21 protein-coding genes and 1 pseudogene are annotated in these 22,988 nt (G+C 58.7%); 4 read left to right on the plus strand and 18 right to left on the minus strand.

Annotated elements, in window-relative coordinates:
* Window positions 1–12: 12 nt before the first annotated feature.
* The 3 genes from BLW70_RS01905 to BLW70_RS01915 form a co-directional block, all read right to left on the minus strand.
* On the minus strand, window positions 13–771 hold the full coding sequence (locus BLW70_RS01905) for an alpha/beta hydrolase family protein (protein WP_074871310.1): 759 nt from the start codon (window positions 769–771) through the stop codon (window positions 13–15).
* Window positions 761–1,870 carry a DUF3182 family protein gene (locus tag BLW70_RS01910; protein ID WP_074871312.1) on the minus strand — a complete coding sequence of 370 codons (1,110 nt, stop codon included), beginning with the start codon at window positions 1,868–1,870 and terminating at the stop codon, window positions 761–763. Before BLW70_RS01910 ends, BLW70_RS01905 begins: the two co-directional genes overlap by 11 nt.
* Window positions 1,871–2,077: 207 nt before the next feature.
* Complete coding sequence (locus tag BLW70_RS01915) at window positions 2,078–3,070, minus strand: GlxA family transcriptional regulator (protein WP_074871314.1); 993 nt, start codon at window positions 3,068–3,070, stop codon at window positions 2,078–2,080.
* A gap of 102 nt (window positions 3,071–3,172) precedes the next feature.
* On the opposite strand from BLW70_RS01915, the gene BLW70_RS01920 reads away from it, so the two are divergent.
* The gene (locus tag BLW70_RS01920; protein WP_074871315.1) at window positions 3,173–3,727 is read left to right on the plus strand and encodes a cysteine hydrolase family protein; all 555 of its coding nucleotides are present in this window, start codon (window positions 3,173–3,175) and stop codon (window positions 3,725–3,727) included.
* 139 nt (window positions 3,728–3,866) lie between these two features.
* Window positions 3,867–6,071, plus strand: coding sequence for an OsmC domain/YcaO domain-containing protein (locus tag BLW70_RS01925; RefSeq protein ID WP_074871316.1), 2,205 nt, complete (start codon window positions 3,867–3,869; stop codon window positions 6,069–6,071).
* 142 nt (window positions 6,072–6,213) lie between these two features.
* Here the strand turns inward: BLW70_RS01925 and BLW70_RS01930 are convergent, their stop codons facing one another.
* The 5 genes from BLW70_RS01930 to BLW70_RS01950 all read right to left on the minus strand — a co-directional run bounded on the left by BLW70_RS01930 (window position 6,214) and on the right by BLW70_RS01950 (window position 10,697).
* The gene (locus BLW70_RS01930) at window positions 6,214–6,903 is read right to left on the minus strand and encodes a flavodoxin family protein (protein WP_074871318.1); all 690 of its coding nucleotides are present in this window, start codon (window positions 6,901–6,903) and stop codon (window positions 6,214–6,216) included.
* 133 nt (window positions 6,904–7,036) lie between these two features.
* Window positions 7,037–8,302: a serine hydroxymethyltransferase gene (glyA, locus tag BLW70_RS01935; RefSeq protein WP_074871320.1), complete on the minus strand. Its 1,266-nt coding sequence runs from the start codon at window positions 8,300–8,302 to the stop codon at window positions 7,037–7,039.
* A 93-nt stretch (window positions 8,303–8,395) separates the two neighbouring features.
* Complete coding sequence (locus BLW70_RS01940; protein ID WP_074871322.1) at window positions 8,396–8,575, minus strand: hypothetical protein; 180 nt, start codon at window positions 8,573–8,575, stop codon at window positions 8,396–8,398.
* A gap of 23 nt (window positions 8,576–8,598) precedes the next feature.
* Window positions 8,599–9,444 carry a YggS family pyridoxal phosphate-dependent enzyme gene (locus BLW70_RS01945; protein ID WP_074871323.1) on the minus strand — a complete coding sequence of 282 codons (846 nt, stop codon included), beginning with the start codon at window positions 9,442–9,444 and terminating at the stop codon, window positions 8,599–8,601.
* The gene (locus BLW70_RS01950) at window positions 9,444–10,697 is read right to left on the minus strand and encodes a benzoate/H(+) symporter BenE family transporter (protein WP_074871326.1); all 1,254 of its coding nucleotides are present in this window, start codon (window positions 10,695–10,697) and stop codon (window positions 9,444–9,446) included. The genes BLW70_RS01945 and BLW70_RS01950 overlap by 1 nt, the downstream gene beginning before the upstream one ends.
* 167 nt (window positions 10,698–10,864) lie before the next feature.
* Here BLW70_RS01950 and pdxR point away from each other — a divergent pair.
* Window positions 10,865–12,360: pseudogene (pdxR, locus tag BLW70_RS01955) on the plus strand (MocR-like pyridoxine biosynthesis transcription factor PdxR).
* 197 nt (window positions 12,361–12,557) lie between these two features.
* Here pdxR and BLW70_RS01960 read toward each other — a convergent pair.
* Both BLW70_RS01960 and BLW70_RS01965 read right to left on the minus strand, forming a co-directional pair.
* Window positions 12,558–13,088: a single-stranded DNA-binding protein gene (locus tag BLW70_RS01960; RefSeq protein ID WP_008145505.1), complete on the minus strand. Its 531-nt coding sequence runs from the start codon at window positions 13,086–13,088 to the stop codon at window positions 12,558–12,560.
* 9 nt (window positions 13,089–13,097) lie between these two features.
* Complete coding sequence (locus BLW70_RS01965; RefSeq protein ID WP_074871329.1) at window positions 13,098–14,495, minus strand: MFS transporter; 1,398 nt, start codon at window positions 14,493–14,495, stop codon at window positions 13,098–13,100.
* Between the two features lie 191 nt (window positions 14,496–14,686).
* Here BLW70_RS01965 and uvrA point away from each other — a divergent pair, with 191 nt between their 5' ends.
* Window positions 14,687–17,521 (plus strand): excinuclease ABC subunit UvrA, encoded by a 2,835-nt coding sequence (gene uvrA / locus BLW70_RS01970; protein WP_074871331.1) that lies wholly within the window; start codon window positions 14,687–14,689, stop codon window positions 17,519–17,521.
* 65 nt (window positions 17,522–17,586) lie between these two features.
* On the opposite strand, the gene bfr is transcribed toward uvrA, so the two are convergent.
* From bfr to rpmJ, 8 genes are all read right to left on the minus strand, one after another.
* Entirely contained in the window at window positions 17,587–18,051 is a 465-nt protein-coding gene (bfr, locus tag BLW70_RS01975) for a bacterioferritin (protein WP_007943775.1), read from the minus strand.
* A gap of 149 nt (window positions 18,052–18,200) precedes the next feature.
* Complete coding sequence (locus BLW70_RS01980) at window positions 18,201–19,655, minus strand: catalase (protein ID WP_074871333.1); 1,455 nt, start codon at window positions 19,653–19,655, stop codon at window positions 18,201–18,203.
* 209 nt (window positions 19,656–19,864) lie between these two features.
* Window positions 19,865–20,251: a 50S ribosomal protein L17 gene (gene rplQ, locus BLW70_RS01985; RefSeq protein WP_008145500.1), complete on the minus strand. Its 387-nt coding sequence runs from the start codon at window positions 20,249–20,251 to the stop codon at window positions 19,865–19,867.
* 42 nt (window positions 20,252–20,293) lie between these two features.
* Window positions 20,294–21,295 carry a DNA-directed RNA polymerase subunit alpha gene (locus BLW70_RS01990; protein ID WP_003186012.1) on the minus strand — a complete coding sequence of 334 codons (1,002 nt, stop codon included), beginning with the start codon at window positions 21,293–21,295 and terminating at the stop codon, window positions 20,294–20,296.
* A gap of 22 nt (window positions 21,296–21,317) precedes the next feature.
* Window positions 21,318–21,938, minus strand: a complete 621-nt coding sequence (rpsD, locus tag BLW70_RS01995; protein ID WP_003210056.1) for a 30S ribosomal protein S4 — start codon at window positions 21,936–21,938, stop codon at window positions 21,318–21,320.
* Between the two features lie 18 nt (window positions 21,939–21,956).
* Window positions 21,957–22,346, minus strand: a complete 390-nt coding sequence (rpsK, locus tag BLW70_RS02000) for a 30S ribosomal protein S11 (RefSeq protein ID WP_002555466.1) — start codon at window positions 22,344–22,346, stop codon at window positions 21,957–21,959.
* A gap of 30 nt (window positions 22,347–22,376) precedes the next feature.
* The gene (gene rpsM, locus BLW70_RS02005) at window positions 22,377–22,733 is read right to left on the minus strand and encodes a 30S ribosomal protein S13 (RefSeq protein WP_003186020.1); all 357 of its coding nucleotides are present in this window, start codon (window positions 22,731–22,733) and stop codon (window positions 22,377–22,379) included.
* Between the two features lie 130 nt (window positions 22,734–22,863).
* Window positions 22,864–22,980 (minus strand): 50S ribosomal protein L36, encoded by a 117-nt coding sequence (gene rpmJ, locus BLW70_RS02010; protein ID WP_002555468.1) that lies wholly within the window; start codon window positions 22,978–22,980, stop codon window positions 22,864–22,866.
* Between the last annotated feature and the right edge of the window lie 8 nt (window positions 22,981–22,988).

Below are 22,988 nucleotides of genomic sequence, written 5' to 3' on the forward strand. Positions count from 1 at the left end.
CCACCGCCAAACTTACGTCGATTGGATAATGCTCAACCGCTCGCCCACCACCATCTCGGTGATCCAGCCCACCAAAATCGAGGTGTACGCCTGTTGCGAAACAGGCTCGCTCAAGGCGTGATCGGCGCCGTCGATAATCCGGTGGGTCAGCGAGTGAGTCTGCTGACAGGCCGCACGGTAACTCATGATGGTCGCGTGGGGCACATAGTCGTCGGTCTCGGATTCGACCAACAGCACATCACCGGTAAATTGCGAACACGCGTGCAGCGCACGGTTGCTGTCGGCGCGCACTAGCGTGCTGCGGTAATCACGTAGATCGAGCTTGTCCAGTTCACGTTTGGGCGTGTGCCATTGATCATCGCGATACAGCGCCGGCACTCGCAGCGCCAGCCAGCGCACCGGGCGCAATGAGGTCAGGATCGAGGCCAGGTAACCGCCATAACTGGTGCCGACCACGGCAATCGCCGAGGTGTCGAGCGCCGGGTGCGCGAGCAAGCGGTCATACGCCGCTAGCAGGTCGCGCAGATTGTCTTCCCGGGTGACTCGATTGAGCGCAATACCGGTCCCGCCAGCGTGCCCGCGCAAGTCGAACGTCAGGCACACGCAACCCAGACCGGCGATGCCTTTGGCCCGTTCCAGGTCCCGCTCCTGACTGCCGCCCCAACCGTGCACAAAGAGCACGCCGGGCACTTTTGATTTGGGGCTGAGAAAAGTCCCGATCATCTGTTCATCGTCGATGTCGATCTGAATGGTTTCGCTTCTAGCCGTCATAGGATTTAACCGTTACGTACTTGAGGAGAAAGTCACTGTTTTGCGCCGGCCCGCGATACACCTCGATGGTGTCTGCCGGTAGCGGCTGATCGGTATAGGTCTCGACCGATGACACGCGAATGGCGCGCATCCCGGGGTCGTTGAGGAAACTCTGCAAGGCGGCCACTTCAGCGCCGCTGGCACCGCCGATCCGCCAGGACTGCTCGAGCACACCGCTACGCTGTTTGCCGTTACTGTCCACGCCTTGGGCAATGTCGTAGTTGCGCCGCGAAGCGTAGAAACGGGGAAAAGCCTCATCCGCGGCACGGTCGAACACTTGCGCCTGGTGGATCGCCAGCCGGACGTCGTCCGGCAGTTCCAGTTCGAGCAGATCATCGTAGTGACCCCGCACTACCAGCAAGTTGGACCCTCCATAAACCTGCTCGCCCTGACCGTCTTCAGTCAAGTATTGATCACCGCAATAACTCAGCACCGTGTCGCCGATAAAACTCTGACCGACGCTGTGGGTGATCACGTGATCCAGGTCCTGCTCCAGCACCACACCTTCGGTGAACAGCGTTTTGGCTTCGGGTCTGGCAAGGAAGGCATCGAACTGGTCGAGGCTTTTGATCACTTCCTGACCGCGCCCGGCGCAGGCATGAATAGGCTTGATGCGGATCGGGCCGGTGTAGAGCAGGTGCTCTGCCGCGGGCCGCGCATCGTCCATGGAAAAAACACTGAGGCCATCGAGCACCACGCTGCGCACACGTTCGGAAAACAACGGTGACCAGCCTTGCGGAGCGTGAGCATTTTTGTTGCGCAACCCGTGACTGATGGCCTTGGTGCAGATGAAATCATGCTCGACGTAACCGCCCCACAAATCCTCCGGCCCCTTGACGCCTAACTGCTGGGCGGCAGCAGCGCCAACAAGGGTCTGGGTCGGCAACAGATACAGGTCTCGTCCGTTGTGCAGTGCCGGGTCGTAACTGCCGCCGTATTGAAGCCCCAGGATCTGCGCCAGCCAACGGGCCAGCGCACGATTGGTTTCCACTTCGTGCAACGGAGCATCGGCGTGCACGGAATGGGCGACCACCAGTTTCTTGCGATTTGCTGGGGTCATGCGTCCCCCTTCAATCTGCGCTTGATGAATGTAGTTGAAGGGGTGCAGAGATCAGGCCAACGGGGGCTCAGGACAAACGTTTTCCAAATCAGCCAGTTGCGAAAAACATGATGGCACCCTGCCTGTTTGATTCTGCACGACAGCCTTCAACATTCCGGCATTTTGCACGACCGAAGCCGTACACATTTTTGATCTGTTGTGATCTGGCTACCGAGTTACGGCAGTCGGTGTCACCCCAAACCGCGTCCGGTAGTCACTCGGCGCCAACCCGGTAATCTTCTTGAACGTCGCCCGAAACGCACTCGGATCCTGATACCCCACCGTCCAGGCAATGTGATCGATGGTGCCGTTGGTGAACTCGAGCATTTCCCGGGCCTTGCCGACCCGCAGGTGCTGGCAATACTCGGTGGGTTTGAGCCCGGTGGCCGCACGAAATCGACGCAGGAACGTGCGCTCTTCCAGCCCTGCCCGCTCGGCCATCGTTGCCAGCGACACATCGGTCGCTCCGGTGCTCTGCAGCCAATGCTGGACCTTGAGAATCGAAGCATCGCCATGGCTGAGAATGGGTGAAAAATTGCTGCCGCATTCACTCGCGCTGTCGCTGTGTTCCACCACCAGAAACCGCGCGGTACCGGTGGCGATGCTCGGCCCCAGCAGGCGGTTGACCAGGCGCAAACCCAGTTCGGACCAAGCCATCAGCCCGGCGGTGGTGATCAGGTCGCCGTCGTCGACGATGGGCGTGTCGGCCTTGAGCTTGATCGCCGGATAACGCTCGGCGAAGGCCTTGGCCGAGGTCCAGTGAGTGGTGGCGCTGCGACCGTCGAGCAGGCCGCTCTCGGCCAGCAGAATCGACCCCACACAAACCCCGCCGAGTGTCGCGCCATTGGCGTGTTGCTGACGCAGCCAGCGAACCAGCCCCTGCGGTGCCTGGCCTTCGGAAAAACCGCCGATCGACGGCGGGATCAGCACCGCCACCAACGCACCATCCGCCGCGGGATGACTGTCGTAGACCCGCTCGGGCGCCTGATCGCCGTCAACCTGCCAATGGCTGACCCGCAGCAACGGCAATTGCACCGCCTGATGCTCGGCGGCAATCCGGTTCGCCACCCCGAACAAGTCCGTCAACCCATGCACCGCCGCCATTTGCGCACCCGGATAGATCAGCACGCCCAACTCGGCGATTGGCCTTTGTGCATCCATTGTCAGTTTTCCCCCTTCTATTGTCGGTGCGGCCAATCCTCGGACAGCCTGCCAGACCCAATACTTCACTCCACACCCAACAAGCACTTCGAGGAAACAGTCATGGCCAAGCAAGCACTCATCGTAGTCGATATCCAAAATGACTACTTCCCCCAAGGCAAGTGGCCGCTGGTCGGCGCCGACGCTGCTGCGGACAACGCCGTTCGTCTGCTCAAAGCCTTTCGCGACGCCGGTGATTCGGTGGTGCACATCCGCCACGAATTCACCTCCGACGAAGCGCCCTTCTTCACTCCGGGCTCAGAAGGCGCGAAGCTGCACCCCAAAGTCCTCAACCGTGCCGACGAGCCGGTCGTGCTCAAACACTTCGTCAACTCGTTCCGCGAAACCGATCTGAAATCGATCCTCGACGAGCAAGGCATCAAGGAACTGGTGATCGTCGGCAGCATGAGCCACATGTGCGTCGATGGCATCACCCGCGCCGCCGCCGACTTTGGCTACACCGTCACAGTGATCCACGACGCCTGCGCTACTCGTGACCTGGAGTTCAACGGCATCACTGTTCCGGCAGCCCACGTGCACGCTGCCTTCATGTCAGCCCTGGGTTTTGCCTACGCCAGCGTAGTGTCCACTGACGAGTTCCTGGCGGCGCATCACTGATCAACGCTTGCAATCCGACATTCCCGAAACAAGGAAGGCCAGTCACGTGCGCACGTGACTGGCCTTTTTTCTGAGACTTACGGCCGAAAAGCCGGATAATGGCGACCAAATCGTCTAGCCGTTATTCTGGTAATCCCCCATGGAAATCAAGGTCAACTTTCTCGACAACCTTCGACTTGAAGCCAAGTTCGACGACTTCACGGTGGTGGCCGATCAACCTATCCGCTACAAAGGCGATGGCTCGGCACCGGGTCCGTTCGACTACTTCCTGGCGTCGTCGGCGTTGTGTGCCGCCTACTTCGTGAAGTTGTATTGCAGCACGCGCAATATCCCCACCGAGAACATCCGCCTGTCGCAGAACAATATTGTTGACCCGGAAAACCGTTACAACCAGATTTTCAAGATCCAGGTCGAGCTACCGGCAGACATCTCCGACAAGGATCGCCAAGGCATCCTGCGTTCCATCGACCGTTGCACCGTGAAAAAAGTGGTGCAAGCCGGGCCTGAGTTTGTGATCGAAGAAGTGGAAAACCTCGACGCCGATGCCCAGGCGTTGCTGATGCCTGCGTCCAATTCAGAGGCGCACACCTATATCGCGGGCAAGGATCTGCCGCTGGAGCAAACCATCGCCAACATGTCGGCCATCCTGGCGGACCTGGGCATGAAGATTGAAATCGCCTCGTGGCGCAATATCGTGCCTAACGTGTGGTCGCTGCATATCCGCGACGCGCACTCACCAATGTGCTTTACCAACGGCAAGGGTGCGACCAAGGAAGGCGCGTTGGCGTCGGCGTTGGGCGAGTTTATCGAGCGACTCAACTGCAACTTCTTCTACAACGACCAGTTCTGGGGCGAAGACATCGCCAACGCTGCGTTTGTGCACTACCCGGACGAACGCTGGTTCAAGCCTGGCCGTAAAGATGAACTGCCAACTGAGATTCTCGACGAGTACTGCCTGAAGATTTACAACCGCGACGGCGAGCTGCGTGGCTCCCACCTGATCGATACCAACTCGGGCAATGAAGAGCGCGGCATCTGCTCGCTGCCGTACGTGCGTCAGTCGGACGGCGAGGTGGTGTACTTCCCGTCCAACCTGATTGAAAACCTGTTCCTGAGCAACGGCATGAGTGCCGGTAACACACTGGCCGAAGCCCAGGTGCAGTGCCTGTCGGAGATCTTCGAGCGCGCGGTAAAGCGCGAAATCATCGAAGGCGAATTCGCACTCCCGGATGTGCCGGCCAGCGTGCTGGCGAAGTACCCCGCCATACTGGCCGGTATTCAGGCACTGGAAGAGCAGGGATTCCCTGTGTTGGTGAAGGATGCGTCCCTGGGGGGTGAATTCCCGGTGATGTGCGTCACGTTGATGAACCCGCGTACCGGCGGTGTGTTCGCCTCGTTCGGCGCGCACCCGAGCCTGGAAGTGGCGCTGGAACGCAGCCTGACCGAATTGCTGCAGGGCCGCAGCTTCGAAGGCCTCAACGACCTGCCCCAGCCGACGTTTGAAGGCCATGCGGTGACCGAGCCGAACAACTTCGTCGAGCACTTTATCGACTCCAGCGGCGTGGTGTCGTGGCGCTTCTTCAGTGCCAAATCGGATTACGAATTCGTGGAGTGGGACTTCTCCGGCCAGGGTGAAAACTCGAATGCCGAGGAAGCCGCGACCTTGTTCGGCATTCTCGAAGGCATGGGCAAGGAAGTGTACATGGCGGTCTACGAGCATATCGGCGCCAAGGCCTGCCGCATCCTCGTACCGGACTATTCGGAAATCTATCCCGCGGATGATCTGATCTGGGACAACACCAACAAAGCGCTGTTCTTCCGTGCCGACATCCTCAACCTGCATCGCCTGGACGAAGAAGAACTGCAATCGCTGGTTGAACGTCTGGTGGAAAGTGAGCTGGACGACTACACCGACATCACCAGCCTGATCGGCATCGAATTTGACGACAATACGGCGTGGGGCCAGCTGACGATCCTGGAGTTGAAGCTGCTGATTTATCTCGCCTTGCAGCAATATGAAGAGGCGAAAGAGGCGGTAGAAATGTTCCTGCAGTACAACGACAACACGGTTGAACGCGGCTTGTTCTACCAAGCGGTCAATGTGGTGCTGGAGATGAAGCTGGACGAAGACCTGGAACTGGAAGACTACGAGGCCAATTTCCGCCGGATGTTTGGCAACGAGCGCACGGATGCAGCGATCGGCTCGGTGGACGGCAGCGTGCGTTTCCATGGCTTGACGCCGACCAGCCTGAAACTGGAGGGGCTCGACAGGCACCTGCGGTTGATCGATAGCTACAAGAAACTGCACTCGGCAAGGGCCAACGTGACCGCGTTATTCAGTTAATAGCGCCAACAAAAAAGCGAAGCCAGATGGCTTCGCTTTTTTGTTACTGACTGGAGAACTGCGCGTTTCGCCGAAGCGGCAAAGCGGATTTTCGATCTGTGCCATTTATCAGATATCTGATCCCACCGATTGAATAAGGGGGTCAGTCTTTAAATTGCTTCCATTCGTCGATCCCTGCGAGATTGCGCCGCCGGTTTTCCTGTGCATCGATCCTCTGGGAAGGAAACTTGTCTGCACCGACTGCCCAACGTGCCGTCGCTCGCGCCACCCTACGTCCAAAGCGCTCCGCGCTAAGCCTGTCGCCTGGATGCGGAGCGTTCTCCGCCGTGCCCTCATTCAGGCTTTGAGTCATCAGGCCTAGCCATGATCCGTTGACGTTCACGTCGTTGAAACCGCCATCGGGATAGTTGCCACCCGGCAAATCCCCGGCGCTTACCCACATCATTCCCATTTGCGCCGCGAAGATCGACATCTGCTGCAGCGTTACGAGCTTGTCGCCGGAGCGCGCTCCAGAGTTTGTGAACCCGGCGGCGATCTTGTCCTTCCACTCCTGGCTACGCCAAGGCGCGATACCAGCCTCGAGGAACAGCTTGAACAATCCATGGGCCGACCCCATGTAGGTGGGCGCACCAAAGATTATGGCGTCAGCCTCCGCTAGCCGGCTCATGACAGCATCATCACGCCACCTGCCATCACTACCGATCTGAGCGGGCACAATCTCGATGAGTTCGGCACATGTTCCCGCAACCACTGCTGCGCCTTGCTGGACATGCTCCGCGACAGTCCGTGTGTGTCCTCGTCCGGATGAATACACAATTACGACGATAGTCATTTATTTCTCCTGATTAGGACTGCCACTGGATACGGGTTGGTGCCGTAACTCTAAGACAACAGGTCACTATTCGCGAGGGCTAAAACCGTTGAACACCCGGCCACCACCCGATCACGCAATGGCCGGGCCGGACTCAGCGATAGACCGGAAAACGACGGCACAGCGCGACAACCTGTTCGCGCACGTGGTGCTCGACCTTGTCGCTTTCACCGTTTTCCAGGGCGTCCAGTACGTCGCATAACCAGCAGGCCACTTGCTCGCAAGCCTCCACATCAAACCCGCGGGTGGTCACCGCCGGGGTGCCGATACGAAGGCCGGAGGTCACAAACGGTGAGCGCGGGTCATTCGGCACCGAGTTTTTGTTGGCGGTGATAAAGGCACTGCTCAGGGCCGCGTCGGCCTCCTTGCCGGTGTATGGCTTGTCGGACAGGTCGATCAGCATCATGTGGTTGTCGGTGCCGCCCGAGACGATCTTGTACCCGCGCTTTTGCAACACCCCGGCCATGGCCCGGGCGTTGATGACCACTTGGGTCTGGTAAATTCTAAACTCCGGCGCAAGCGCTTCCTTGAACGCCACGGCCTTGGCCGCGATCTGGTGCATCAGCGGCCCACCCTGTACGCCGGGAAACACAGCGGAGTCGAGCTTTTTGTAGAAAGCTTCATCCTGTCCCTTGGACAAAATCAAACCGCCGCGTGGCCCGCGCAGGGTTTTGTGCGTGGTGCTGGTGACCACATGCGCATGGGGAAGCGGGTCCGGGTATTCGCCCGCGGCGACCAGCCCGGCGACGTGGGCCATATCGACCCAGAAGATAGCCCCTACCTTGTCGGCAATGCTGCGCATGCGTGCCCAGTCCTTGTACCGCGAATACGCGGAAAAACCACCGATCAACATTTTTGGGCGTGTCTGCAGTGCGATGCGCTCCATCTCGTCATAGTCAAGAAAGCCGGTTTTCGGGTTCAGTCCGTAAGGCACGATGGTGTAGTGACGCCCCGAAAAGTTGGCCGGGTTGCCGTGGGTCAGGTGACCGCCCTGGGCCAGGTTCATGCCCATCACCGTGTCACCGGGGTTGATCAGTGCCAGGAAGACCGCCGCGTTGGCCTGGGCGCCCGCATGGGGTTGCACGTTGGCGTAGTCGCAGTCGAACAAGGCCTTGACCCGCTTGATGGCCAGCCGCTCGGCCACATCGACGTATTCGCAGCCGCTGTAATAGCGCTTGCCGGGGTAGCCTTCGGCGTACTTGTTGGTGAGCACCGTGCTCTGGGTTTTCATCACCAGCGGGCTGGCATAGTTTTCCGAGGCGATCAGCTCGATATGGTCTTCCTGGCGATGCTCTTCGTTGTGAATCGATTCATACAGCTCAGGGTCGAAAGCGTTGAGGGTCAGCGTCGAGTCGTACATGGGCAAAGTGTCCTTGGTCAAGAATTCAAGCGGAGGGTGACAGCAGGCGCGTGATGCGCGCGGCGATGTCGTCGATCTGTGCGTCATCGCAGATCAGCGGCGCCCGTGAAAACTGTTGTCCATCACCAACACTTGCGGCTGGGTCACCTGCTCCTGCCATGGGATACGAAACAGGTTGGTCGTGTGCAGCAACACCGTGGCGCCCTGGCCTCGGCTGAACGAAACCGGTTGTCGGGCTGAGGTGTGCATGAGGTAAGCGGGTGCAGCGGACATTGCGGGCCTTCCTGTAGAGGGGATCAACGGCTGGGAGTGATCGACAACAACGTGTCTTCACTGAGGGGGCGGGCATCGGCGGTCGGCCAGTAGTAGGTATCCGGCATGGCTCGGGCGCCGAAGATCGCCTGTCCGACGCGCACCACGGTCGCGCCCTCTTCAATGGCGATTTCAAAGTCGCCCGACATGCCCATCGACAGCTCTTGCGGCGACACCCCATCAGGGGCGCAATGACGCAAGCGGTCGCGCAATTCACGCAGCCGGACGAAGCATGGGCGCACCCGCACCGCGTCGGCCGAGAACAGCGCCAGCGTCATCAACCCGCGAACCCGCAGTGTCGGGAACGCTGGCATAGTCTCCAGGAAAGCCGCCACGTCATCGGGCGCCAGCCCGTACTTGCGGGCTTCGCCTGAGGTATTGACCTGGACGAACACGTCCATCTGCCGACCTTCAATGCGCAGGCGACGGTCCAGCGCCTCGGCCACCCGCAGGCTGTCCAGGGCCTGGAACTCACTGGCGAAGCGTGCGACCTGCTTGGCCTTGTTGGTCTGCAAGTGGCCGATCACCGACCATTGCAGGTCTTGCAGGTCGGTCATGGCTTCCCACTTGCGCTGTGCTTCCTGCACCTTGTTCTCGCCCAGCAGGCGGCAACCGGCGGCATAGGCCAGACGCAGGTGAGCTTCATCAAAGGTTTTGCTGACCGGCAGCAAGCGCACACCGGCCGGGTCCCGCCCTACCCGATGGCACGCCTCGACAATGCGTTGCTGCACGGCGGCCAGGTTGCGGCGAAAGTCTTCGACACTGTCGGCCTGTGGGTAACGACCATGGCGCGCATGCAGGATGTTGAGGTCTTCGGTTTGATCAGGCATCAGTTGGCCGCTCCTTTGGTGGGCACTGCAACCGGTTCGGCCTGTGGCACCGCAGTCTTTTCACGACGCGGCAACTGCCCATTGAGCACGGCGTAGGCCGCCAGGCCGATGACCAGGCCCCAGAACGCGCCGCCGATGCCCAACAGGGTGATATTGGCCGCGCAGGCCAGAAAGGTGATCAGCGACGCTTCCCGCGATTTCACGTCCGCCATGGCATTGGCCAGGCTCGCGCCGAGGGTGCCCAACAGTGCCAGCCCGGCCAGGGTGGTGATGAAGGTCGCCGGGAAGGCCATGAACACCGCCGCCAGGGTCACGCCGAAAATCCCCACCAGGATGTAGAAGATGCCCGCGGCCACGCCTGCGATCCAGCGCTTGGACGGGTCTTCAGACGCTTCCTTGCCAGTGCAGATGGCAGCCGTGATGGCCGCGATGTTGAAGGCATGGGAACCGAACGGCGCCATCAGCAAAGAACCCAGCCCGGTCACGCTGAGGATCGGGTTGGCACTGGTGTTGAACCCGTCATTGCGCAGCACCAGCATGCCCGGCATGTACTGCCCCGTGAGGGTGATCAGAAACAGCGGCAACGCCACGCTCAACAACGCATTGATCGAGAACTCGGGGCGTGTGAACACCGGTGTCGCAAACTCCAGCGCCAGCCCCGTGAAATCCACGCGCCCCTGCATCAGCAGAAAGCCAAGCCCCAGCACCAGAATGCCGACCACCGCATAGCGCGCACTCAAGCGCTTGAACGCGATGTAGGCGCCGATCAACACCCCGACCAATAACGGGTCGACGCTCATGCTGGCGAACGCACCGATGCCGAACTGCAACAAGATGCCGCCCAACAAGCCCGCTGCCACACCGGGCGGGATCAGGCGAACGGCTTTTTCAAAGTAGCCGGACAAGCCCAGCAGCACGAACGCTGTAGCCGAAATCATGTACGCCCCGATGGCCTCGGCGTACGGTGTGGTCGCCAAGGCGACGATCAAGAAAGCCGCCGCCGGGGTCGACCAGGCGGTGATGATCGGCTCGCGGCTCACCCAACTGAGGAACAGCCCGGTCACCCCTACCCCGATCGACACTGACCAAACCCACGACGCCGTCAACTCAGGGCTGAGCCCTGCGACCTTGGCGGCCTGAAACACCAGGATGAAGGTGCCGCCGTAATTGACGATCACCGAAATCAGCCCGGCAACCACCGGGTGCAGCAGGTCCCGCAGACGCAGGGACGAAAGGAATTGAGTAGATGACATAGGTCTTGGCTCCTTGCTGGACGATGTAATCCGGCCGCTGGCAAGCGATCATTTATAGCCGTTGAATGGCAGGTTTACCCCTGCGCGGCCTGGGGTGGCGAGGGCCAGAGTCTACGGATAAACTGGCCTGCCTTTACCTGCCAATTCATGGAAAGAGAGCAGACCACATGGCGAAGACCTTCGAGCTGGAAACCCTGAAGATGCGCCTCAACGACGCTGAGTTTCAGCTGCTGGATTTGCACCAGCGGATCCAACGTGCATTGCGTGCGCTGATTCTCGATGGGGCCCTCGACCCCGGCTTGAAACTGCCCGCCACGCGGGTACTGTCCAAGTCACTGGGCTGCGCTCGCGACACCGTTGAGAACGCCTATGTGCAGTTGCATCGGGACGGGTTTATCGTGCGCCGCGAAGGCGCCGGCAGTTACGTCTGCGACACGGTGGGCGTCGAATTGCGCGGTGCCGGCCGCCGACGCCTCAAGGCTCAGGAAGTCAGGAGCAGTGTCGCCGCACCGGGCGCCGAACTCAGCCAACGCGGGCGGATGATCTTCGACACCGGCGGCGTGCGCGATCAGCAAGTCATCAAGGCATTCGCCACCGGCCTGCCTGAAACCCGCAGCTTCCCGACGGATGTCTGGGAGCGTTTGCAGCGCCAGGTCATGAAGGACTATCGCGCGAACGTGCTGCTGCATGGCGATCCGCAAGGGGCCGAGCCCCTGCGCAAAGCGATTGCCACCTACCTGAACCTCGAACGCGGTGCCAAATGCTCCCCCGACCAAGTGCTGGTATTGAGCAGTACGCGTCAGGCGTTGTATCTGTGCGCGCAGTTGCTGGTGGACGCCGGCAAGCCGATCCTGCTGGAAAACCCCGGCTATTACGGCGCCCGCAAGGCCTTCGAAATCGCCGAAACCAAGGTGCTGCCCATTGATGTCGATGAACGGGGCATCCGCACCGACCTGCTGTATGCCGACCGCAGCGGCGCCAATTGCGTGTACGTCACGCCCTCGCACCAATACCCCACCGGCGTGACGTTGCCGCTGGAGCGGCGTCTCGAGTTGATCAATTGGGCGGCGCAAAAAGGCAAGTGGATCATCGAGGATGACTACGACAGCGAGTTCCATTACGACGGGCAACCCACGGCGTGTGTGCAGGGCCTGGACAAGTATCAGCGCACGCTCTACATCAGCACGTTCAGCAAGACGCTCTACCCCGGCCTGCGCATGGGGTATATGGTGCTGCCCCCGAGCTGGTCAAACCCTTTGCCTATGCGCGCAGCATGATGGACGGCCACACTCCGCAAATGCTGCAACTGACGCTGGCGCGCTTTATGGAAGACGGCCATTACAACGCGCATGTCCGGGCCATGCGCAAGTTGTATGCCGGACGCCGGTCGATCATGCACGATGCCATCGGCAAGTACTTGAGCGCGGTGGTCACAGCCGAACTGCCGCCGGGCGGGTTGCAAATCCCCTGCTTGCTGAAAACCGGATGGTCCGAGGAAAAAACCATCCGCCAGGCCGCCACTGCCGGCGTGCAACTGTCCGGCCTCAGCGGCTTGTACGCGGGTGACCCGAAGCAACAGGGCTGGCTGCTGGGCTACTCCTCCCTGACTGCGTATGAAATCGAAGCTGCCATGTTGCGCCTGGCCAACGCGCTGAAAATCTAATGGTCCAGCGCATAATTCATCAGCAGCTGCACAGGGGCGAGGGAGCAAATTGCAGGTCAGCTTTACACGTGGCGAAAAAAAACCCTCCTGGCTTTATAGCAAAGAGGGTTTTCATCTAACTCTAAAAGATTCAGCGCGTAAGGAGTCTTAGCTCCTAAAGCCCCCGCTTACCTTTACCACCAAATATTAGGTAGGAATCAGAACGGGATATCGTCATCAAAGCTGTCGAAATCCGGAGCCGGTTGCGGAGCAGCCTGCTGTGGAGCCGGAGCCTGACGCGACTGTTGCGGTGCTGCCGACTGCTGCGGACGCGGAGCCTGCTGGCGTGGAGCCGGGGCGGACTGCTGATAGTTATTGCCCCCGCCTTGTTGGTCGCCCTGTTGTGGACGGCCGCCCAGCAGCTGCATGGTGCCTTGCATGTCGACCACGATTTCAGTGGTGTAACGCTTGATACCGTCTTTTTCCCACTCGCGGGTCTGCAGCTTGCCTTCGATGTAGACCTGCGAACCTTTGCGCAGGTACTCGCCGGCGATTTCGGCCACTTTGCCGAACATCGACACACGGTGCCATTCGGTCTTCTCGACCTTCTGACCGGTTTGCTTGTCGGTCCACTGTTCGCTGGTCGCCAGACTCAGGTTGGTCACGGCGTTACCGTTAGGCAAGTAGCGAACTTCGGGATCCTGGCCGCAAGTGCCGACCAATATGACTTTGTTAACCCCACGGGCCATAACGTTCTCCTAGGCTACGCACGCTGCCCCGGCCGGGTTGTTCACCAGGCGCTCAAGGGTGGTGCGATCCAATAGTTCTGTGTCCAATTTGATGTAAATCGCTGCTTCATCAGCAACGATCACCGCATCTGTTACCCCTACGACGGCCTTCAGGCGCTCAACCAGACCCGCTTCGCGGATCGCCTCGGGCGACAACGGCAAGCGCAGGCTCGTGACATAGGGTGGTTCGCGCATGGTAACAGCAAAGGCCAGCCAGAGGGCAGCCAGGCCGGCGCATCCAAGGAATACAACCGACAAACCGCCATGCTGAAACAGCCAACCGCCGAGGATGCCACCGAGCGCCGAGCCAAGGAACTGGCTGGTGGAATACACCCCCATGGCCGTGCCCTTGCCGCCTGCCGGTGAAACCTTGCTGATCAGCGATGGCAGAGAAGCTTCCAGCAAGTTGAACGCGGTAAAGAACACCACCGTCCCGATCACCAGAGCTCGCAAGCTATCGCCGAACTGCCAGAAGAATAGCTCAGTGAGCATCAGCGTCGCGACGGCGCCGAGTAAAACTCGTTTCATTTTGCGTTTCTTCTCGCCGTAGATAATGAACGGGATCATGGCGAAGAAGGAAATCAACAGCGCAGTGAGGTAGACCCACCAGTGCTGCTCTTTGGGCAGCCCGGCTTTTTCGACCAGCGCCAAAGGCAACGCGACGAAGCTCGACATCAACATCGCGTGCAACACAAAAATGCCCAGGTCCAGGCGCAGCAGGTCCGGGTGCTTGAGCGTCGGTATCAGCGCCTGGCGCGCAACGCCGGACTCACGGTGCTGCAACGGCCCAGTCGAACGCGGCACCATGAACATCACGATCACGATGCCGAACAGCGCCATGCCGCCCGTAGCGAAGAACAATCCGGACAGGCCGAAGGCGCGGGTCACCAACGGTCCTACAACCATCGCGACAGCGAACGATAGACCGATCGTCATGCCGATCATGGCCATGGCTTTGGTCCGATGCTGTTCACGGGTCAGGTCTGACAGCAACGCCATCACCGCCGCAGAAATCGCCCCGGCGCCTTGCAGGATTCGTCCGGCGATTACGCCCCAGATCGAATCGGCATTGGCCGCCAGCACGCTACCGAGGGCGAAAATAATCAACCCCAGGTAAATCACCGGACGACGGCCGATGCGGTCGGAAATGAAGCCGAAAGGAATCTGGAAGATCGCCTGGGTCAGGCCGTAGGCGCCAATTGCCAGGCCGATGAGGGCCGGGGTCGCGCCTGCCAGATCCATCCCATAGGTCGCCAGTACCGGCAACACCATGAACATGCCAAGCATACGGAAGGCGAACACCAGGGCCAGACCGCTTGCCGCGCGTGTCTCACTGCCACTCATGCGTTCGCTGTGGGGATCGTGCATGGAAAAACCTCATGTGAACCGGCGGCGATTCTACCAGTCCCATCGATTGACGGGGTATATCGCGACGCTTTGACGCGCTCTGCTGACAGACTCTTCATGTAAGCCTGCAACCCGCTCATTCGATAGTGTGCATCCATCCAGTATTTGGCCGTATACTCCTACGTTTTCGACGCCCGCCGAGCGAGGCCACTTTGGACAAGATCCTGATTCGTGGGGCCCGAACCCACAACCTGAAGAACATCGACCTGACCCTGCCACGGGACAAACTGATCGTCATCACCGGCCTGTCCGGCTCCGGGAAATCATCCCTGGCATTCGACACGCTGTACGCCGAAGGCCAGCGCCGCTACGTCGAATCGCTGTCGGCCTATGCCCGGCAATTTTTGTCGATGATGGAAAAGCCTGACGTCGACACCATTGAAGGTCTGTCGCCAGCGATCTCCATCGAACAGAAGTCGACCTCGCACAACCCGCGTTCGACGGTCGGCACCATTACCGAAATCTACGACTACCTGCGCCTGCTTTACGCTCGCGTGGGTATTCCGCGTTGCCCGGATCACGATATTCCGCTGGAAGCGCAGACCGTCAGCCAAATGGTCGACCTGGTCCTCGCCCAACCGGAGGGCAGCAAACTCATGTTGCTGGCCCCGGTGATTCGCGAGCGTAAAGGCGAACACCTTTCGGTCTTCGAAGAACTGCGCGCCCAGGGCTTTGTGCGAGCCCGGGTCAACGGCCGGCTCTGTGAGCTGGACGAATTGCCGAAGTTGGATAAGCAGAAGAAGCACTCGATCGATGTGGTGGTCGACCGCTTCAAGGTCCGCGCAGACCTGCAGCAACGCCTGGCCGAATCGTTCGAAACCGCGCTGAAGCTGGCGGACGGCATCGCCCTGGTCGCGCCGATGGACGACGAGCCCGGCGAAGAAATCATCTTCTCCGCGCGCTTCGCCTGCCCGATCTGTGGCCATGCCATCAGCGAGCTGGAACCCAAGCTGTTCTCCTTCAACAACCCGGCTGGCGCTTGCCCGACTTGCGATGGCCTGGGGGTCAAGCAGTTCTTCGACATCAAGCGATTGGTCAATGGCGAGCTAACGCTGGCCGAGGGCGCGATTCGTGGGTGGGATCGGCGCAACGTCTATTACTTCCAAATGCTCGGCTCGCTGGCTTCGCACTACAAGTTCAGCCTGGAAGTACCGTTCAACGAACTGTCGGCCGATCAGCAGAAGTTCATCCTCCACGGTAGCGGGTCGCAGAACGTCGACTTCAAATACCTGAACGACCGTGGCGACATCGTCAAACGCTCGCACCCGTTCGAAGGCATCGTGCCGAATCTGGAACGCCGCTACCGCGAAACCGAGTCCGCCTCGGTGCGTGAAGAGCTGGCCAAGTTCCTCAGCACCCAGCATTGCCCGGATTGCCGCGGTACTCGTCTGCGGCGCGAGGCGCGGCATGTGTGGGTGGGCGAGAAGACGCTGCCGGCGGTGACCAATCTGCCGATTGGCGATGCCTGTGAATATTTCGGCGGACTGAAACTCACTGGCCGTCGCGGTGAAATTGCCGACAAGATTCTCAAGGAAATTCGCGAGCGACTGCAGTTCCTGGTCAACGTAGGCCTGGACTATTTGTCGCTGGATCGCAGCGCCGACACGTTGTCCGGTGGTGAAGCGCAGCGTATCCGTCTGGCCAGCCAGATCGGCGCAGGCCTGGTGGGCGTTCTGTACATTCTCGACGAACCATCGATTGGTTTGCACCAGCGGGACAACGATCGACTGCTCGGCACCCTCAAGCATCTGCGTGATATCGGCAACACGGTGATCGTGGTCGAGCACGACGAAGATGCGATTCGCCTGGCTGACTACGTGGTGGATATCGGTCCGGGCGCAGGTGTACACGGCGGGCATATTGTCGCCGAAGGTACGCCCGCCGAAGTCATGGCTCACCCAGATTCGCTGACCGGCAAATACCTGTCGGGCCGGGTGAAGATTGCAGTCCCGGCCAAACGCACGCCGCGTAACAAGAAGTTGTCGCTGTCCCTCAAGGGCGCCCGTGGCAACAACTTGCGCAATGTCGATCTGGACATTCCAATCGGCCTGCTGACCTGTGTAACCGGCGTGTCTGGCTCGGGCAAGTCGACGCTGATCAACAACACCCTGTTCCCGCTTAGCGCTACGGCATTGAACGGTGCGACGACGCTCGAAGCGGCCGCTCACGACAGCATCAAAGGTCTGGAGCATCTGGATAAGGTTGTCGATATCGACCAGAGCCCGATCGGTCGAACGCCACGCTCCAACCCCGCGACCTATACCGGGTTGTTCACACCGATCCGCGAACTGTTCGCCGGTGTCCCGGAGTCCCGCTCCCGCGGTTATGGTCCTGGACGTTTCTCCTTCAACGTGAAGGGCGGACGCTGCGAAGCGTGCCAGGGCGATGGCCTGATCAAAGTGGAAATGCACTTCCTGCCGGACATCTATGTCCCGTGCGACGTCTGCAAGAGCAAGCGCTACAACCGCGAAACCCTGGAAATCAAGTACAAAGGCAAGAGCATCCACGAAACCCTCGAAATGACGATCGAGGAAGCACGGGTGTTCTTCGACGCGGTTCCGGCCTTGGCGCGCAAGCTTCAGACACTGATGGATGTCGGCCTGTCGTACATCAAGCTCGGGCAATCAGCGACCACGCTGTCGGGTGGTGAAGCCCAGCGGGTGAAGCTGTCCCGTGAACTGTCCAAGCGCGATACCGGCAAGACGCTGTACATCCTCGATGAGCCGACGACCGGCCTGCACTTTGCGGATATCCAGCAACTGCTCGACGTTTTGCATCGATTGCGCGACCACGGCAACACTGTGGTGGTGATCGAACATAACCTTGATGTGATCAAGACGGCCGACTGGCTGGTGGATCTTGGGCCGGAAGGCGGTTCCAAGGGCGGACAGATCATCGCCGTCGGTACTCCAGAGGAAGTGTCGGAGATGAAACAGTCGCACACCGGCTTCTATCTCAAACCGCTGTTGGCACGCGACAAGGCCTGAATCGGGCCCACGAAAAAGCCCCTGTCACTTCATCGGTGACAGGGGCTTTTTTTGTATCGGTGCAATCAGGCGTGGGATTGCAGGTAGTTCTCGAGACCGATCAACTTGATCAGACCCATCTGCTTTTCAAGCCAGTAGGTATGGTCTTCTTCGGTGTCATGCAGTTGAACACGCAGCATCTCGCGGCTGACATAGTCTTTGTGCTGCTCGCAGAGCTTGATGCCCTTGCAAAGCGCGGCGCGGACTTTGTATTCCAGTCGCAGGTCGGCGGCGAGCATGTCCGGTACGGTAGTGCCGACATCAAGGTCGTCCGGACGCATGCGTGGCGTGCCTTCGAGCATCAGAATTCGACGCATCAGGGCATCAGCGTGCCCGGCTTCTTCTTCCATCTCGTGGTTGATACGTTCGTAGAGCTTGGTGAAACCCCAGTCCTCATACATCCGCGAATGGACGAAATATTGATCACGGGCTGCCAGTTCGCCGGTCAGCAACGTGTTGAGGTAATCGATTACGTCTGGGTGGCCTTGCATCGCCCTACATCTCCCTGCTTGAAAGTCTGTAGTTTGAACCAAGCAGACTGTTTGGTCACTCTGCTTGCGCGATAAAAGCGAAGATATTCTGAGAAAAGTGGTTCAAATAACGCAAAAACCGCCCTAATGAGGGCGGTTCTGCTTCTCGTTTAGACTTCGTTAAGCTGTACGCCCAACGCCTTTGCGATTGCTTCTCCGTACGCCGGGTCAGCCTTGAAAAAGTGCTGCAGTTGACGATCGATCACGTCACCGGAAACGCCCGCCATGGCACCGGCAATGTTGTTAATCAGCAGCGATTTCTGCGCATCGCTCATCAGACGGAACAGCGCACCCGCATGACTGTAGTAGTCAGTATCTTCGCGATGATCGTAACGATCGGCCGCACCACTCAGCGCCAGCGCTGGCTCGACGTAGCGAGGCGCTTGTTTCGGCGACTCGATGTAGCTGTTCGGCTCGTAGTTAGGGGTCGCACCACCATTGCTGCCAAACGCCATCGAACCATCGCGCTGATAGCTATTCACCGGACTACGAGGCGCGTTCACCGGCAGCTGCTGGTGGTTGGTGCCAACGCGGTAGCGGTGAGCATCGGCGTAAGCGAATACTCGACCTTGCAGCATGCGGTCAGGCGACAACCCAACACCCGGCACCATGTTGCTCGGCCCGAACGCCGCTTGCTCGACTTCAGCAAAATAGTTCTGCGGGTTGCGGTTAAGCTCCAGTTCGCCCACTTCGATCAGCGGAAACTCTTTCTGCGACCAGGTCTTGGTCACGTCAAACGGGTTCTCGTAGTGTGCTGCGGCCTGAGCCTCGGTCATGATCTGGATGCACACGCGCCATTTCGGGAATTCACCGCGCTCGATCGCGCCGAACAGATCACGCTGTGCGTAATCTGGATCGGTACCCGCCAGCCGTGCTGCTTCTGCTGGTGCCAGGTTTTTGATCCCTTGCTTGGTCTTGTAGTGCCACTTCACCCAGTGACGCTCGCCATTGGCGTTGATCAGGCTGTAGGTGTGGCTGCCGAAGCCGTGCATGTGACGGTAGCCATCGGGGATGCCACGGTCCGAGAACAGAATGGTGACCTGGTGCAACGCCTCAGGTGAGTGCGACCAAAAGTCCCACATCATTTGTGCGCTTTTCAGATTGCTTTGCGGCAGACGTTTCTGGGTATGAATAAAGTCCGGGAATTTCAAAGGATCGCGGATGAAGAACACTGGCGTGTTGTTGCCGACGATGTCCCAGTTGCCTTCTTCGGTGTAGAACTTCAGCGCGAAACCACGTGGATCGCGCTCGGTGTCGGCCGAACCACGCTCACCGCCCACGGTGGAAAAACGCAGAAAGGTTGGGGTTTGCTTGCCAACTGTTTCAAACAGTTTGGCGCTGGTGTACTCGGTGATGTCCCGAGTGACGGTGAACGTACCGTAAGCTCCCGAACCTTTGGCGTGTACGCGGCGCTCAGGGATGTTTTCGCGGTTGAAGTGAGCAAGCTTCTCGATCAGGTGAAAGTCGTCGAGCAGCAGCGGGCCACGAGGACCGGCGGAACGAGAATTCTGGTTATCAGCGACAGGAGCGCCACTGGCGGTGGTAAGGGTTTTATTTGGGCTCATGCGATATCTTCCTTTGTCAGTCTTTCCTACTGCCGGCTAATCGGCTGAGAGGGAGTATTGATCATCAACATGACACCATCAAATTCATTAAATTGTGAGAATCGATAGATAAATACTAATTAGGCTTTATCGCTTTGTTTTTTCAATACTTTTTGAGCGCGCACAAAAAACCGGGCACTAGGCCCGGTTCTTCGTTTCAGACTGACGTCTTACTCAGCGGATACAGCTTCACCACCGGCAGGACGATCAACCAACTCGACGTACGCCATAGGCGCGTTGTCGCCAGTGCGGAAACCGCACTTGAGGATGCGCAGGTAGCCACCCTCACGGGTAGCGTAACGCTTGCCCAGGTCGTTGAAGAGCTTACCAACGATAGCTTTCGAACGAGTACGGTCGAAAGCCAGACGGCGGTTAGCCAGGCTGTCTGTCTTGGCCAAAGTGATCAGCGGCTCAGCAACGCGACGCAGTTCTTTAGCTTTCGGCAGTGTAGTTTTGATCAGCTCGTGCTCGAACAGCGACACTGCCATGTTTTGAAACATGGCCTTGCGGTGCGAGCTAGTGCGGCTCAGGTGACGACCACTTTTACGATGACGCATGGTTCATTCCTTACCAAACACGACGTTCGGTGATTACGACGATCAGGCAGTCGCCTTGTCGTCCTTCTTAAGACTTGCAGGCGGCCAGTTGTCGAGGCGCATGCCGAGGGACAGACCGCGGGAGGCCAGAACGTCCTTGATTTCAGTCAAGGATTTCTTGCCAAGGTTCGGAGTCTTCAACAGCTCTACTTCGGTACGCTGAATCAGGTCACCGATGTAGTAGATGTTTTCCGCCTTAAGGCAGTTAGCCGAACGTACAGTCAGTTCCAGATCGTCAACCGGGCGAAGCAGGATCGGATCGATCTCGTCTTCCTGCTCGACAACCACTGGCTCACTGTCACCTTTGAGGTCGACGAACGCAGCCAACTGCTGTTGCAGAATGGTTGCAGCGCGGCGAATAGCCTCTTCAGGATCCAGAGTACCGTTGGTTTCCAGATCAATAACCAGCTTGTCCAGGTTAGTACGCTGTTCGACACGGGCGTTTTCCACCACGTATGCGATACGGCGAACCGGGCTGAACGAAGAGTCAAGCTGCAAGCGACCGATGCTGCGGCTTTCGTCTTCATCGCTCTGACGCGAGTCTGCCGGTTCATAACCACGACCACGAGCTACGGTGAGCTTCATGTTCAGGGCGCCGTTAGACGCCAGGTTAGCGATTACGTGATCGGGGTTAACGATCTCGACATCATGATCCAGCTGAATATCGGCAGCGGTAACCACCCCCGAACCCTTCTTCGACAAGGTCAGCGTAACTTCGTCACGGCCGTGCAGCTTGATAGCCAGACCTTTAAGGTTCAACAGGATTTCAATTACGTCTTCCTGTACACCTTCGATGGCGCTGTACTCATGGAGCACACCGTCAATCTCGGCCTCGACTACTGCGCAGCCGGGCATTGAGGACAACAGGATGCGGCGCAGCGCGTTGCCCAGGGTGTGGCCAAAACCACGCTCGAGAGGCTCGAGAGTGATCTTGGCGCGGGTTGGACTGACAACCTGCACATCAATATGGCGGGGTGTCAGGAACTCATTTACCGAAATCTGCATGGATGCACCTATTTTCTAGCCCTTACTTGGAGTAGAGCTCGACAATCAGGCTTTCGTTGATGTCGGCGGACAGATCACTGCGAGCTGGAACGTTCTTGAAAACGCCCGACTTCTTCTCAGTGTCTACTTCTACCCATTCTACGCGGCCACGTTGGGCACACAGATCGAGAGCTTGGACAATGCGAAGTTGGTTCTTTGCTTTCTCGCGAATCGCGACCACGTCACCAGCACGAACCTGGTACGACGGCACGTTTACGGTCTGACCGTTAACGCTTACGGATTTGTGCGATACCAGCTGACGGGATTCGGCACGAGTAGAGCCAAAACCCATACGGTATACAACGTTGTCCAGACGGCATTCGAGCAGTTGCAACAGGTTTTCGCCAGTTGCACCTTTCTTGCCAGCAGCTTCTTTGTAGTAGCCGCTGAATTGACGCTCGAGAACGCCGTAGATACGACGGACCTTCTGCTTTTCACGCAGTTGGGTGCCGTAATCGGACTGGCGACCGCGGCGTTGGCCGTGGATACCAGGTGCTGCTTCAATGTTGCACTTCGATTCGATCGCGCGCACGCCGCTCTTCAAGAAGAGATCGGTGCCTTCGCGACGAGCGAGTTTGCATTTTGGACCAATGTAACGAGCCATTCTTTACAATCTCCTGGATTACACGCGGCGCTTCTTCGGCGGACGGCACCCGTTGTGCGGGATTGGCGTCACGTCGGTGATGCTGGCGATCTTGTAGCCACAGCCGTTCAAAGCGCGGACTGCAGATTCACGACCTGGGCCTGGACCTTTGACGTTGACGTCGAGGTTTTTCAGGCCGTATTCCAGCGCAGCTTGACCAGCACGTTCAGCAGCTACTTGAGCAGCAAACGGGGTGGACTTGCGGGAACCGCGGAAACCCGAACCACCGGAGGTAGCCCAGGAAAGAGCGTTACCTTGACGGTCGGTGATGGTCACGATTGTGTTGTTAAAAGACGCGTGGATGTGGGCGATGCCATCAACCACTGTCTTTTTGACTTTTTTACGAGGACGAGCAGCAGGTTTAGCCATGATTAATTTCCTGTCGATTCGCTGGGGCGATTACTTGCGGATCGGCTTACGCGGACCTTTACGGGTACGCGCGTTAGTCTTGGTACGCTGACCGCGCACTGGAAGACCACGACGATGACGCAGACCGCGATAGCAACCGAGGTCCATCAAACGCTTGATTTTCATGTTGATTTCGCGACGCAGGTCACCTTCAGTGGTGAACTTCGCCACTTCGCCACGCAGCTGTTCAATCTGCTCGTCGCTCAGATCTTTGATCTTTGCGGCTGGGTTTACCCCAGTCACTGCACAGATCTTCTGTGCAGTAGTGCGACCAACACCATAGATGTAGGTCAGCGAGATAACAGTATGCTTGTTATCTGGAATGTTAACGCCTGCAATACGGGCCATTCAGTGGGACTCCAATTGACAGCTACCTACGCCCCGGAAGCCAAGAAATAGGGCGCGAGATAATATCGCTGTAATAACAAATAATCAACCCGGTAGCGCACTAGCTACCGGGCTTGAAGCACAATCACACTCAGCCTTGGCGCTGTTTGTGACGCGGTTCCGCGCTGCAAATTACTCGAACAACACCTTCGCGGCGAATAATCTTGCAGTTACGGCACAGCTTTTTCACCGATGCACGAACTTTCATCACCAACT

This window comes from Pseudomonas frederiksbergensis, assembly GCF_900105495.1.
Lineage (GTDB): Bacteria > Pseudomonadota > Gammaproteobacteria > Pseudomonadales > Pseudomonadaceae > Aquipseudomonas > Aquipseudomonas frederiksbergensis.

Coding starts and splice junctions, on each gene's coding strand:
- BLW70_RS01905 (WP_074871310.1), bottom strand. CDS start 771: ATGACGGCTAGAAGCGAAACCATTCAGATCGACATCGACGATGAACAG.
- BLW70_RS01910 (WP_074871312.1), bottom strand. CDS start 1,870: ATGACCCCAGCAAATCGCAAGAAACTGGTGGTCGCCCATTCCGTGCAC.
- BLW70_RS01915 (WP_074871314.1), bottom strand. CDS start 3,070: ATGGATGCACAAAGGCCAATCGCCGAGTTGGGCGTGCTGATCTATCCG.
- BLW70_RS01920 (WP_074871315.1), top strand. CDS start 3,173: ATGGCCAAGCAAGCACTCATCGTAGTCGATATCCAAAATGACTACTTC.
- BLW70_RS01925 (WP_074871316.1), top strand. CDS start 3,867: ATGGAAATCAAGGTCAACTTTCTCGACAACCTTCGACTTGAAGCCAAG.
- BLW70_RS01930 (WP_074871318.1), bottom strand. CDS start 6,903: ATGACTATCGTCGTAATTGTGTATTCATCCGGACGAGGACACACACGG.
- glyA (WP_074871320.1), bottom strand. CDS start 8,302: ATGTACGACTCGACGCTGACCCTCAACGCTTTCGACCCTGAGCTGTAT.
- BLW70_RS01940 (WP_074871322.1), bottom strand. CDS start 8,575: ATGTCCGCTGCACCCGCTTACCTCATGCACACCTCAGCCCGACAACCG.
- BLW70_RS01945 (WP_074871323.1), bottom strand. CDS start 9,444: ATGCCTGATCAAACCGAAGACCTCAACATCCTGCATGCGCGCCATGGT.
- BLW70_RS01950 (WP_074871326.1), bottom strand. CDS start 10,697: ATGTCATCTACTCAATTCCTTTCGTCCCTGCGTCTGCGGGACCTGCTG.
- BLW70_RS01960 (WP_008145505.1), bottom strand. CDS start 13,088: ATGGCCCGTGGGGTTAACAAAGTCATATTGGTCGGCACTTGCGGCCAG.
- BLW70_RS01965 (WP_074871329.1), bottom strand. CDS start 14,495: ATGCACGATCCCCACAGCGAACGCATGAGTGGCAGTGAGACACGCGCG.
- bfr (WP_007943775.1), bottom strand. CDS start 18,051: ATGCAAGGCCACCCAGACGTAATCGATTACCTCAACACGTTGCTGACC.
- BLW70_RS01980 (WP_074871333.1), bottom strand. CDS start 19,655: ATGAGCCCAAATAAAACCCTTACCACCGCCAGTGGCGCTCCTGTCGCT.
- rplQ (WP_008145500.1), bottom strand. CDS start 20,251: ATGCGTCATCGTAAAAGTGGTCGTCACCTGAGCCGCACTAGCTCGCAC.
- BLW70_RS01990 (WP_003186012.1), bottom strand. CDS start 21,295: ATGCAGATTTCGGTAAATGAGTTCCTGACACCCCGCCATATTGATGTG.
- rpsD (WP_003210056.1), bottom strand. CDS start 21,938: ATGGCTCGTTACATTGGTCCAAAATGCAAACTCGCTCGTCGCGAAGGC.
- rpsK (WP_002555466.1), bottom strand. CDS start 22,346: ATGGCTAAACCTGCTGCTCGTCCTCGTAAAAAAGTCAAAAAGACAGTG.
- rpsM (WP_003186020.1), bottom strand. CDS start 22,733: ATGGCCCGTATTGCAGGCGTTAACATTCCAGATAACAAGCATACTGTT.
- rpmJ (WP_002555468.1), bottom strand. CDS start 22,980: ATGAAAGTTCGTGCATCGGTGAAAAAGCTGTGCCGTAACTGCAAGATT.